Raw genomic sequence first — 12,407 nt, 5'->3', positions numbered from 1 at the left:
TTACTAATAAAATTTCGTTATATCGTGAATCAGTAACTGACTTTAAGGGCCTCTATAAGCTATAATTTACGGCTCAATTTTTAAATGACGGCCCAGTAAAACAGAAATGCAACTGATTCGCGGACTGCACAATTTGACTCGTTTTAGAGCGCAATTTTCCGAAGGTTGTGTTTTAACGATTGGGAACTTCGATGGTATTCATTTAGGCCATAGTCGGGTTTTGCAGGAAGTCTCGAAAAAAGCCCGGCAGCTTCGGCTGCCCAGCGTAGTTATGGTTTTCGAACCGCTGCCGATTGAATATTTTGCTCCGGATAAGGCTCCGGTTCGTTTGATGAATCTGCGCGAGAAGCTGCAAGCCTTCAATTCGACCCATATCGATTATGTACTTTGTGTTCATTTCAACGAGCAGTTCGCCAATATGACGGCAGAAGCGTTCGTTGAACAGATTCTGGTCGATGCGTTTGCGGTCAAGCATCTGGTCGTTGGTGACGACTTCCGCTTCGGCAAGGAACGTCGAGGCAATTTTGCCTTTTTGCAGGAAACGGGTAAAACATTCGGTTTCACGGTTACGGATATGCCGACTTACTGTATCGATAATGAGCGCGTCAGTAGTACGCGCATCCGTACAGAACTTGAAAAACCGGATCTGGCCCGTGTCGAGCGTTTGATGGGGGCACCTTTCGGTTTTAGCGGTCGGGTGATTCACGGCCAGAAGCTGGGGAGAACCATTGGTTTTCCGACTTTGAATCTGAATCCGAAACGAATGCAGATGCCGGTTCAAGGGGTGTTTGCCGTGGAAGTCGATGGCATTGCCGACAGATCCTGGCCGGGCGTAGCCAATATCGGGTTGCGACCGACAGTGGATGGAATCAGACCGTCGATTGAAGTGCATCTGTTTGATTGGCAGCAGGACTTATACGGTCGACATATTATTGTTAAATTACGCCATTTTATCCGTCCGGAAATGAAATTCGATGGCATTGAACAGCTTCGCGTGCAGATAGAGAAAGATGCCGCGCAGGCGAGACAGTTTTTTGAAGAATATTATTTGAACGCGCAACAGATTGACGTTTTAGAGAGTAACGCATGAGCAAAGATAACCAGAACAGTCAAACCACTGACTATAAACCGACTTTGAATTTGCCGGAGACAGGATTCCCTATGCGCGGAAATCTGCCGAACCGCGAGCCTAAACAGGTTGAAACCTGGTTAGATGACGGGCTTTATGAAACGGTTCGAGAGCATATGGCCGGACGCCCGAAATTTATTTTGCATGATGGTCCTCCGTATGCAAATGGGGATATTCATATCGGCCATGCAGTGAATAAAGTTCTGAAGGATATGATTGTCAAATCCAAAGGTCTTAGCGGTTTTGATGCGCCTTACGTTCCAGGGTGGGACTGTCACGGTCTGCCGATCGAACTGAATGTCGAGAAGAAGAAGGGCAAGGTTGGCGTTAAGATCAATGCGACCGATTTCCGTCAAGCGTGCCGAGAATATGCTCAGAAGCAGGTTGATGGGCAGATGGCTGATTTTCAGCGTCTGGGGGTTATGGCCGACTGGAAGAACCCTTATCTGACCAAAGATTTCAAATTCGAAGCGGACGAAATCCGTGCGCTGGCGAAAATCATCGAAAACGGTCACCTGGTTAAGGGAACCAAACCGGTTTACTGGTCAGTAGGCGGTCGCTCGGCACTGGCTGAAGCGGAAGTGGAGTATGAGAATAAACACTCCAAGTCGATCGATGTGCGTTTTAAAGTGGTTGATGAAGAAGCGTTCTTTAAGCGTTGTCATCACGTTGAAGACCATACCGGAGAAGGGCCTCTTTCAGTTGTTATCTGGACGACGACACCTTGGACTCTTCCTGCCAACCAGGCGGTATCGATCAACCCGGAACTGGAATATGCCGTGGTTCAGGTGGAAGGCGAGAACGGGCCGGAACGTCTGTTCCTTGCCGAGGCGATGATCAAAGACGCCATGGCTCGCTGGGAGTTTGATAAATATAAAGTGATTGCTTACGGTAAAGGGGAACAGTTTGACCTGATCCGTCTGCAGCATCCTTTCTATGAGCGAATCGTGCCTCTGATCCTTGGCGATCATGTTACCACCGAGGCCGGTACCGGCTGTGTACATACCGCGCCGGGGCATGGTGTTGAAGACTTTGCGGTCGGTCAGAAGTACGATCTGGAAGTGGATTGCCCGGTTGATGGTGCGGGGAATTACGTCGCTGGAACGCCATTGTTCGAAGGTGAGAATGTATTGAATGTCGACGATCATGTCATCGAAGTGCTGAAAGAACATCAGGCGCTGGTGCATATTGAAGTGATCGAGCACAGCTATCCTCATTGCTGGCGTACTAAAACGCCGCTGATTTTCCGAGCCACGCCGCAATGGTTTATCTCTATGGAAGAAGTGGGACTGCGTGATGCTGCATTGAAAGCGATTCCGCAGGTCAAATGGGTTCCTGAGTGGGGTCAAAACCGTATCGAAGGCATGATTGAAGGGCGTCCTGACTGGTGTATTTCCCGTCAGCGCTTCTGGGGTGTGCCGATTACGATTTTTGTACACAAAGTGACTGGTGAGATGCATCCGCAAACGGTCCAGATCATGCAGCAGGTTGCGTCTATGGTCGAAGAAAAATCGATCGACGCCTGGTATGACCTTGATCCGGCGGAAGTGTTAGGTGATGAAGCGGACAATTATGAAAAAGTCACTGATATTCTGGATGTCTGGTTTGACTCCGGAATTTCGCATCAGACGGTGCTTAAGGAGCGCGCAGAACTGCAAACGCCTGCTGATTTGTATCTGGAAGGTTCCGATCAGCATCGTGGCTGGTTCCAGTCATCCCTTTTGACGGCCTTGGCGACTGACGGCGAAGCCCCATACAAGCAGGTGCTGACGCATGGTTTCACTGTAGATAAAGACGGTAAAAAGATGTCTAAGTCCAAAGGGAATGTCGTTGCGCCGCAGCAGATCGCTAATAAATTGGGTGCGGATATCCTGCGTTTATGGATTTCAGCTGCCGATTACCGTTATGAAATGACGGTTTCCGACGAGATCATCAGCCGTACTGCAGACGCATATCGCCGTATCCGTAATACCGCGCGTTTCCTATTGGCCAATATCAACGGCTTTAATCCGGCTGAAGATATGGTTGCCTACGAGGATCTGTTGCCTCTTGATAAATGGGCTGTCGGTCATGCTGCTCAGTTGCAGAAAGAGATTGTCGAGTCCTACGATGAGTACAACTTCCTGAATATCTATCAGAAAGTGACCCATTTCTGTTCAATTGAACTGGGGGCTTTCTATTTGGATGTCATCAAAGACCGTCAATACACTTGTAAGGCGGATGGTTTGCCACGTCGTTCGGCACAGACCGCTTTGTATCATATCGTTGAGGCTATGACGCGCTGGATCGCGCCGATTCTGAGTTTTACCGCTGAAGAAATCTGGCAAGAGATTCCGGGCGAACGAGAAAAAACGGTTTTTGTCGCGACCTGGTACGAAGGTTTGACGATGCTGGATGAAACCACGGATATGAATTCGGATTACTGGACGCAAATTATGGATGTGCGCTCAGCGGTTTCTAAACAGCTTGAACAGTTGCGTAACGACAAGGTCATTAAAGGCTCGTTGACTGCGGAAGTGACTTTGTTTGCCGATGAAACGCTGTATGCGGAATTGAACAAGCTTGATGAAGAGTTGCGTTTTGTTTTGATTACATCGGAAGCGAAAGTGTTGCCTGCAGCAGAAAAAACTGCAACGGCGATCGAATCCGAAGTAAATGGTCTATGGATTGAAGCGAAGGCCACCGAACATGCCAAGTGTGCCCGTTGCTGGCACCATCGTGAAGAGGTCGGCTCGATTGAGGGTCATGAGGATCTGTGTCAACGTTGTGTGGATAATGTCGAGGGTGAGGGCGAAGTCCGTCACTTCGCTTAATTTATAGACTTATTTCACTAATCTGGTAAGCCATTTCAGTGTTAGAGAATGGTTGCTTATATTGATAAGCTCACATTTTCTGCCTTGAAATGGCATAACGCAGATGGCGACCTGAGCAGAAATTAACTTTCTAGAGCCACGAGAGAAGTCTTCGTGGTTTTTTTATGACTTTTAAAGGCGAGCAATAATGAGTGCCACTGCTTTAAAAACCTTGTGGATTGCCGTGCTGGTAATCCTGTTTGATCATCTCACGAAATATCTGGCCGTTTCCTATTTGAGTTTTGGCGAGCCGATTGCGGTTTTGCCGTATTTGAATTGGACGTTGGCATACAACCATGGTGCAGCATTCAGTTTTCTAGCGGATATGGGCGGCTGGCAGAGATGGTTCTTCGTAGGATTAGCGGTAGCGATGAGCAGTTTCTTACTGTGGTGGTTGTATAAATTACCGGCAAAAGTCTCTTTGGAAACCGTCAGTATCAACCTCGTTCTGGGCGGTGCAGTCGGTAATCTTATCGACAGAGTGATGCAAGGTAAGGTGACGGATTTTATCGATTTTTATATAGGCACCTGGCATTATGCAACCTTTAATGTTGCCGATATTGCTATTACGCTTGGCGCCATCGCATTGGTTTTGAGTGAACTGTTCTTAAAAAAAGAAAATCGTTCGTAGCAAACGGCTTGGCAGTGTTTGATCTTTATTTTCTCTAGGCAAAGCTTCTGTTCAGAGGTCTAGGTGGCCAAAAAAACGCACGGAATACCTGTCTGTGCGTCTCTTCTCATTCTGTCAGATGTCAATTCATAATTCTGGCTATAAGATAATTGTATTGTGTATTAAGTGCACTGTTTGTAGCGTCTTAGTTTTATTTGCGCATTAATGCACTGAATTAATTTAAAAATAATCGTCTTATTGTGGCTTTATATGTCTTATAGAAAAGTATTAGTAAAAACTGAAAAATATTACTTCTATTTGAAGATAAAAAAATATGATAAAGCCTGTTTTTTATGTAACTTGTTGAAAATTAAAGATATATTTTTTTTAAATAATTTTTACAGTAAAAAAATGAATTATTGAGGTTTTTGGGTGTAGAGATTGTTTACTGGCTTGGGTAAGATTGGTGCTGTCAATTTAATGAGCAGGCCAAAATATAAAATTCTAAGTGCCTGCAGGAATAAAAACATTGACCGATCATTATATAAAATATTCGGAGTATAGATAAGATGGCACTTGATTTATTGAATGCTGGTAAAACAGACTCATCTGACGCGATTTTTTCGCTAGTGAACATTTTGAACACCAAGGCAGTTACCGGTTATGACCAGGCGACTCCTTCGGACGATACGACAAACATCATGGATATTATCGGTGCTGTGAAAGCACTTCCTGCGGGTGATACATTGATTTCCACTCTGCATCAAATCGCTCCGGGTCCTGTTCTGATTGATAATACTGTCGCGCTACTTAAAACCCTTCCTGCATTTTCCGCTTTGCTGCCGGTTCTTGCCCCTAATACAACAGAGGGTGAACTGGGTGGTGATGCGCTTGGTGCCGTGGTGGGACATTTGAAAGCGATTCCGGCACTTGAAGGGCCTGTAACTGGAATCATCACGACCTTGCACGAAGGTCCGCTTGGTGATCAGGTCGGTATGGTGACCGGACTTCTTCACGATATTTCTCTTGGCGGAAATGCTATCGGCGGCAACATCCCGGCGGGAACGCTTTTTGCCTCGGAAAGTACGGGTGATCTAGCGGATCCGGATTCATTGGATGTCGTTGTCGGTTTTGCTAAAGGTCTACCGCTGGTTGGCGATGTCGTCGATATGGTGATTCCGGATATTTTCCCTAACGCAGGTGGTGAAAACATGGTGGCGGCCGCCGGCATTCTGCATCATGTTTTCCCTGCTTATAACGTAACGAATGCGCTACTTGGCGAAGATGGAATGATTTCCGGAGCTCTTGGCGGTCTGACAGGCGGTGACATGGGTGGTGTTCTGGACATCGCTGGATTGTTGGATCTTGGGGGTAATGATCTGCTAGACGGTCTGCTTGGTGGACTGGATTTCGGCGGTTCCGCAAGCGGCAGCGCTTCTGCTGACGGTAGTGGTGATGCGTCTTTGACCGGAAGCGTAATGAATCTTCTGTCTCTAGGGTCGGATTCTTCGCTGGATCTTGGCGGTCTGCTTTCTTTCTAAGCCCTCGTTTTTCTCGAAGTGGTAAAAAGCACCCAATGGGTGCTTTTTTATTACCTTCAAGTTAATGCCCTAATTCCTTTACTCTTCTTTTTTTGAGTGATTCTGCTATTTTTGCTTTTTTTCGTATTGTCCTTAAGGACAGTATGCAAACTTTTTAGTTTTAAGTAATATATTTTTGTAAACGATGTTTACTCTATGGGTGCAAAGTAGCGAGAGCGGAGGACGAAAAATGGAAGTGGCTAAAATCGAGTCGGCAGAGGGTGTCGTACAGATCGCCTCCGGCAGTGCTTTGCATACGGCGAAAGCGGGCGATTCGGTGCAGTTCAATGAGTTTGTCCTGACCGGAAACGATGCTGCTTGTACCGTACACTTGTCTGACGACAGAGTAATCACGCTTTTCGAAAATCAAAAACTCTTACTGGACGCCGATGTCGTTAACCTCAATGTGGATGCGCAGACAGAAGCAGTTTCCAGTAGCAGCAGCTTTATCCAGTCGGTGGTTGAATTGGCTCTGGCTAATCCTGATAACGGTTTGAATCAGGTTTTGGGTAGTCTGACAGAGTTGCTGAATCAGTCAATGGCTTCGGAAAATTTTGTTGATAGTGCTTTGCTTGACGATCATAGTCTGTTCTTAAGCTCGCAGGATGAGCATGCCTTGGCTGAGGATTTATTGGCTGAACGTTTATCTCCTTCGAAAACGGCAGAATTACTTTCACTTGAAGAGGCTTTGACGGGGGAGTCGGTTCCTGTATCGGATAATGTATCGCTTTCTGAAACGCAGACGAATAACGATGTCATCCATAGGGATCTGCAATACTTTCTTGATTATGCTTCTTTGGAGGACGGAACCATTGGAGGCCAGATTGAAGCGCTGGTACAGCAGTTGGTTCAGGCGGTTGACCTCAGTGGTTATTTCTCAGAAGACGTTTCAAATCTGCCATCTATGGCGAATTTGGAATTGAGTGCGGCACTTAACGAAGAAGACGATTTCTCACCATACGAATCCATTTAGCATCCTTGCCGTATGCAGGAGGAAGCAATGCGTAAGATCAGGCGTTGTTAATGGCGTGTCGCAGGTATTTCAGCATTCTTAAAGAAGGGTAGCCATCAGCTGGCACTTCGATCGATTTTTGGAAATCTCGTAAAGCACTGCGAGTATTCGAGCCGGCAATGCCGTCCGCTTTACCAACATTGAAGCCCAGTTGATTTAACAGGTTTTGAATTTCGGTAATTTCTTCATAACTCAGCCCCTTATCATCTTCCGGACGACTTTTACTTAGTTTCGGCTTGTTGCGGATCTGATCGGCCAGATAGCCAACGCCGATTGCGTAATTGGTCGAGTTGTTCCAGCGTTTGATCACTTTATAGTTGTCATAGGCTAGAAAGGCCGGGCCTCGGTAATCACCGGGAAGAACCAGTATCGCAGAATCAATCTTGGTACTTAAATCCTCACCATTGATCGTACGTACGCCCATTGCCTGCCAGTCTTGAATAGGGCGGCGTGTTTTTCCGTCGGCCAAAGCGTAGTCAAAGCCTTCCGGCAGTTTCACCTCTTCGCCCCATTCCTGCTGAGCCTGCCAACCAAGCTGATTGAGGAAATTGCCTGCCGAATACAGGGCGTCAGGAATGCTTTTCCATAGATTGATTTTACCGTCGCCGTCACCGTCAACCGCGTATTTCAGATAGTTGCTCGGCATGAATTGAACCTGGCCCATAGCACCTGCCCATGAACCTTTCATTTCTTCAAGCGTTACGTGTCCCTGATCGAGAATTTTCAGTGCGGCGATAAGTTCTTTAGAGAAAAAACGGCTGCGTCGCGGATCAAATGCAAGGGTGGCCAGTGATTGGATGATCGGGTCATACCCGGTGTAAGCGCCATAATTGGTTTCCATTCCCCAGAAGGCGGTCAGATAAACGCCGGGAACACCGTATTTCGCTTCGACTTGCTTTAAGAGCTCCGATTGCTGCCGGTAATTCGATTTTCCGTTCTCGATTCGGGTAGGTGAAACCGCTCTCTGCAGATATTCAAAAAAGGTACGGGTGAATTCCGGTTGTTTTCGATCCGATTGCAGGATCTTATCGCTTAGTGTCAGATTGGAAAATGCCGAATCCAGGGTCTGGCGAGAAATTCCCTGCGACAGGGCTTGCTGTTTAAACGTTTGTATCCACTCCTGAAACTGCTCCTGGTCCTGAGGACTGAAAACGATCTCTTCGGCAGAGGCCTGGTTCCAGAAAAGTGCACCGCTCAGAACGGTCAGAGCAAGCCCGCGGGCGCCTGACTTTAAGCAAAGTCGGTTTGGTTTAAACATCGAAGCCCCTCTAAAAGTTATCTCTATATATTTGAATGGATAAGTTTTCCCTATTCTACTGAAACAAAGCCAAAGTAACAGCCAAAAGCGGATAAAATGAGCAGCAATTAAAGATTGAAGGAAAAGTCATGAATAGCCAGACCATGCACTCTTGTTTTGCTACCACAGCCGGTGGTTTAAGTGAACTTTGCAGAGAGGAATTAATCGCTCTCGGCGCCAGCGAGGTCAAGGCTCAGCCGCGTGGCGTTGCATTTCAGGCAAACGAAGAAGTGCTGTATCGCTGTTGTTTATGGTCGCGCCTGGCAAACCGAATCTTTTTGACGCTTCTGGAAACGACTTTGAGTAATCAGGAAGAGTTGACGACCGAGGTCGCCAAGCTCGACTGGAGTCAGCATATGGATGCTTTCGGTTCTTTTGCAGTCTCATTTTCCGGTAAGGGAATGGGGATTGATCACAGCCATTACGGCGCGCTCAAAATCAAGGACGGAATCGTCGATCATTTCCGCGAGCGAGCTAATTCGCGGCCTAAGGTGGATACCATTAATCCTGAGTTGAGGATTCACGGGCACCTGAACCGAAACAAGCTGACTTTAAGTCTCGATCTTATCGGTTACAGCCTGCATCAGCGCGGTTATCGTGAAGGTCAGCAAGTGACTGCGCCGCTGAAAGAAAACGTGGCGGCGGCGATTCTGATGCGCGCCGGTTGGCCTGAAATCGCCAAGCAGGGCGGCTGCCTGTATGACCCTATGTGCGGTTCGGGTACTTTTTTGATTGAAGCAGCGATGATGGCTTCCGATCTGGCTCCCGGGCTGGAGAAGGCCGAACGGATGCAATTGAATTTCTGGAAACAGCATAATCGAAAACTATGGAACCAGCTGATCGCCGAAGCCGAGCAGCGTGAGTCGGAAGGTTTGCGTCATTTGCCGGATATCTATGGTTCGGATGCGTCGCATAAATCTCTGAAGATCGCGCAGGAGGCGATTGAAGCGGCCGGCTATGCCGACAGTATTGAAATCAAACAGATGACCGTCGAGCAGGGCAGTCGCTGGGGGGACTGGCAGGCCGGACTGGTAGTTTGCAACCCGCCTTATGGAGAGCGATTGGGTGAACTCGAAGAGGTCAAACAGACGTACCTGGAACTGGGTAACTATCTGAAAAACCAATTTGAGGGTTGGCATGCGGCGATTTTGACCTGTAATCCGGAACTGGGTATGTATCTGGGGATAAAGGCTAAACGCTCGCATGAATTCGCCAACGGTCCATTGAGTTGTAAGCTGTTGCGTTTTGATATCGAAGCATCAGCACACCGGGCACCGGCTTTGAAAGGCGGGATTAATCTGGCCGAACAGGTTCAACAGTTTTTCCCGGATCTGGCGCAGTCCGAAGGTGCGCAGATGGTGGCTAATCGCTTGCGCAAAAACCTGAAAACACTGCGTAAATGGGCGACGAAGAATAAAGTGCACGCTTACCGCGTGTATGATGCCGATATGCCGGAATATGCCGTAGCCATTGATTATTATCATACTCAGGAGGCCGGCGAGTGGCTGGTGGTCAATGAATATGCGCCGCCTAAGTCGGTAGACCGCGGTAGGGCCAAAAAGCGCCTGAACGAGGTAATGGCGGTTCTGCCGGAAGTGTTCGAGATTGATGCGGCAAAAATTATCTTCAAGGTGCGTGAGCGTCAGAAAGGCACGAGCCAGTATGAGAAGATGGAAGAGAATCAGGAATATTTCACGATTGCCGAAAATGGCACCAAGTTGAGAGTGAATTTTACCGATTATCTTGATACTGGTGTGTTTCTGGACCATCGCGATGTGCGCGCCAAGGTGGCTTCGCTGGCACAAGGCAAGAGCCTTTTGAATCTGTTTTGCTATACCGCGACCGCGACCGCGGAAGCAGCGGTGGCCGGAGCGAAATCCAGTTTAAGTGTTGATATGTCGAAAACCTATCTGTACTGGGCGCAGCACAATTTCTGGGCCAATCAGATTGATGACCGTAAGCACCAGCTTGAGAGAGCCGACGTGGTTGCTTGGCTGCAGGAAAAAGCTAAAGATCAATCCATGCAGAAATTCGATGTGATTTTTATGGATCCGCCGTCGTTTTCATCTTCTAAAAAGATGGAAGGAATTCTTGATATTCAACGCGATCACGGCTGGCTGATTCGCCAGGCGATGGCGTTGCTAAAAACCGACGGTGTGATGGTGTTTTCGAATAATTTGCGCAAATTTAAGCTTGATGAACTGGTGCAGATGCAGTTTGCCGTGCAAGATGTCACTCAGGAGACGATGCCTCAGGACTTCAAGCGTAACAGTAAGATTCACCAGGTTTGGTTGATCCGGTCGAAAAAGAACGACTGAAATTTGCACTAAAACCGGGTAAAACTGCGCAAAATTCGCAATAGGGTCGAGACTTTCAAAGTTAAGTGGCAGGCGCTCTTGAGCGAGAATAACTTGTTTATTTCAGCTTTCGCTTATGCTTGTCGGTCATTGAAAATTCAAAGGAGCGGATAATGCAGCAGAGTATTCAGTTTGATAGCGATTTGATTAAACGCTATAACCAGACCGGACCCCGATATACCTCCTATCCGACGGCGTTACAGTTCGACGAGAGCTTTACGCTCGAGGATTATCGTCAAGCCGCCGAGCGCAGCAATCACTCCGGTCGCGGCTTGTCGCTGTATTTCCATATTCCTTTCTGCGATACGGTCTGCTTTTTCTGTGCCTGTAACAAAGTCTGGACTCGCGACCGTTCGAAAACCACGCCTTATCTTGAACGCCTGTTCAAAGAGATTGAAATGCAGGCGGAACTCTTCGATTCTTCGCGCAAGGTCGAGCAATTGCACTGGGGCGGCGGCACGCCGACTTTTCTGAATAATGATGAAATGGCGCAGCTGATGCAGAAAACCCGTCAGCATTTCAATCTGTTCGACGATGATTCGGGAGAGTATTCAATCGAAATCGATCCGCGCGAGGCGGACAAAGAGTCGGTCAAATTGCTGCGTGATCTGGGATTCAACCGCATGAGCCTCGGGGTTCAGGATTTCGACGAGAAGGTGCAGAAAGCGGTTAACCGGATTCAGACTCAGGAGGAGACGTTTGCTGTACTGGAAGGCGCGCGCGAAGCCGGGTTCCTGTCGGTCAATGTGGATTTGATCTATGGTTTGCCGCATCAGAATGCCAAAAGCTTCATTCATACCTTGGATCGCGTTCTGGAAGCGGAGCCGGATCGCTTTTCGATCTTCAACTATGCGCATATGCCGAGCCTTTTCCCGACGCAGAAAAAGATGGATCCTGAAGCCATGCCTTCTGCGGACGAGAAACTGGCAATTCTGCATGCCGCCAGCGAGCGCCTTCTGGAGGCTGGTTACATCTATATCGGAATGGATCACTTCGCCAAGCCGGATGACGAGTTGGCTGTTGCGCAGCGCGACGAGACGCTATACCGAAATTTTCAGGGGTATTCGACGCACGCCGATTGCGATCTGGTCGGAATGGGCGCGACTTCGATCTCTTTGATCAATAACACCTATGCACAGAATCGCAAGAGTCTGCAGGAATATTATCAGGCGATCGATGAAGGTCATCTGGCAGTCTTTAGAGGCGTTCAATTGAGCGAAGATGACGAATTGCGCCGCGATGTGATTACCCGTCTGATTTCACATTTTCATCTCAATTTTGCCGTGCTGAATAAACAGTGGAATATTCGTTTTGACGAGTATTTTGCCAAAGAGTTGAAAAACCTGCAGCCGATGATCGAAGACGGTCTGATTGAAATGACCACGGACGATCTCTACGTTACCACCAAAGGACGTCTGCTGATTCGCAATATCTGTATGGTGTTTGATGCCTATTTGAAACCGGATATGCAGAACCGCTTCTCAAAGGTGATTTGATCGTTTGCACTTTTCGGCATCGCTCGATTTTGCTCCCGCTACTGGCGGGAGTTTTATTTTAGAGCGCTTAAACG

At 47.8% G+C, this 12,407-nt stretch carries 8 protein-coding genes; 7 read left to right on the top strand and 1 reads right to left on the bottom strand.

Translation table 11 applies throughout. The annotated features are described in order from the left end of the window. Positions 1 to 106: 106 nt before the first annotated feature. From ribF to J3999_RS04840, 5 genes are all read left to right on the top strand, one after another. Positions 107 to 1,090 carry a bifunctional riboflavin kinase/FAD synthetase gene (gene ribF / locus J3999_RS04860; protein WP_208126830.1) on the top strand — a complete coding sequence of 328 codons (984 nt, stop codon included), beginning with the start codon at positions 107 to 109 and terminating at the stop codon, positions 1,088 to 1,090. Then, positions 1,087 to 3,942, top strand: coding sequence for an isoleucine--tRNA ligase (ileS, locus tag J3999_RS04855; RefSeq protein WP_208126829.1), 2,856 nt, complete (start codon positions 1,087 to 1,089; stop codon positions 3,940 to 3,942). The genes ribF and ileS overlap by 4 nt, the downstream gene beginning before the upstream one ends. 187 nt (positions 3,943 to 4,129) lie before the next feature. Beyond that, on the top strand, positions 4,130 to 4,612 hold the full coding sequence (gene lspA, locus J3999_RS04850) for a signal peptidase II (RefSeq protein ID WP_208126828.1): 483 nt from the start codon (positions 4,130 to 4,132) through the stop codon (positions 4,610 to 4,612). Between the two features lie 548 nt (positions 4,613 to 5,160). Continuing rightward, positions 5,161 to 6,132 carry a hypothetical protein gene (locus J3999_RS04845; RefSeq protein WP_208126827.1) on the top strand — a complete coding sequence of 324 codons (972 nt, stop codon included), beginning with the start codon at positions 5,161 to 5,163 and terminating at the stop codon, positions 6,130 to 6,132. Between the two features lie 229 nt (positions 6,133 to 6,361). Beyond that, on the top strand, positions 6,362 to 7,144 hold the full coding sequence (locus tag J3999_RS04840; protein WP_208126826.1) for a hypothetical protein: 783 nt from the start codon (positions 6,362 to 6,364) through the stop codon (positions 7,142 to 7,144). 37 nt (positions 7,145 to 7,181) lie between these two features. On the opposite strand, the gene J3999_RS04835 is transcribed toward J3999_RS04840, so the two are convergent. After that, the gene (locus J3999_RS04835) at positions 7,182 to 8,441 is read right to left on the bottom strand and encodes a lytic murein transglycosylase (protein WP_208126825.1); all 1,260 of its coding nucleotides are present in this window, start codon (positions 8,439 to 8,441) and stop codon (positions 7,182 to 7,184) included. A gap of 128 nt (positions 8,442 to 8,569) precedes the next feature. Between J3999_RS04835 and rlmKL the strand changes: the two genes are divergently transcribed. Together rlmKL and hemN are read left to right on the top strand one after the other, a co-directional pair. Further along, positions 8,570 to 10,798 carry a bifunctional 23S rRNA (guanine(2069)-N(7))-methyltransferase RlmK/23S rRNA (guanine(2445)-N(2))-methyltransferase RlmL gene (rlmKL, locus tag J3999_RS04830; protein WP_243755315.1) on the top strand — a complete coding sequence of 743 codons (2,229 nt, stop codon included), beginning with the start codon at positions 8,570 to 8,572 and terminating at the stop codon, positions 10,796 to 10,798. A 152-nt stretch (positions 10,799 to 10,950) separates the two neighbouring features. After that, the gene (gene hemN, locus J3999_RS04825; protein ID WP_208126824.1) at positions 10,951 to 12,333 is read left to right on the top strand and encodes an oxygen-independent coproporphyrinogen III oxidase; all 1,383 of its coding nucleotides are present in this window, start codon (positions 10,951 to 10,953) and stop codon (positions 12,331 to 12,333) included. Positions 12,334 to 12,407 lie beyond the last annotated feature (74 nt).

This window comes from Thiomicrorhabdus sp. 6S3-12 (assembly GCF_017571475.1).
Classification (GTDB): Bacteria; Pseudomonadota; Gammaproteobacteria; order Thiomicrospirales; family Thiomicrospiraceae; genus Thiomicrorhabdus.
The sequence above is the reverse complement of the archived record's forward strand: the minus strand, read 5'-3'. Positions and strand labels throughout refer to the sequence as shown.

What these genes read in the sequence shown, in the direction of transcription:
- ribF (WP_208126830.1), top strand. Translation starts at nt 107, where the DNA reads ATGCAACTGATTCGCGGACTGCACAATTTGACTCGTTTTAGAGCGCAA.
- ileS (WP_208126829.1), top strand. Translation starts at nt 1,087, where the DNA reads ATGAGCAAAGATAACCAGAACAGTCAAACCACTGACTATAAACCGACT.
- lspA (WP_208126828.1), top strand. Translation starts at nt 4,130, where the DNA reads ATGAGTGCCACTGCTTTAAAAACCTTGTGGATTGCCGTGCTGGTAATC.
- J3999_RS04845 (WP_208126827.1), top strand. Translation starts at nt 5,161, where the DNA reads ATGGCACTTGATTTATTGAATGCTGGTAAAACAGACTCATCTGACGCG.
- J3999_RS04840 (WP_208126826.1), top strand. Translation starts at nt 6,362, where the DNA reads ATGGAAGTGGCTAAAATCGAGTCGGCAGAGGGTGTCGTACAGATCGCC.
- J3999_RS04835 (WP_208126825.1), bottom strand. Translation starts at nt 8,441, where the DNA reads ATGTTTAAACCAAACCGACTTTGCTTAAAGTCAGGCGCCCGCGGGCTT.
- rlmKL (WP_243755315.1), top strand. Translation starts at nt 8,570, where the DNA reads ATGAATAGCCAGACCATGCACTCTTGTTTTGCTACCACAGCCGGTGGT.
- hemN (WP_208126824.1), top strand. Translation starts at nt 10,951, where the DNA reads ATGCAGCAGAGTATTCAGTTTGATAGCGATTTGATTAAACGCTATAAC.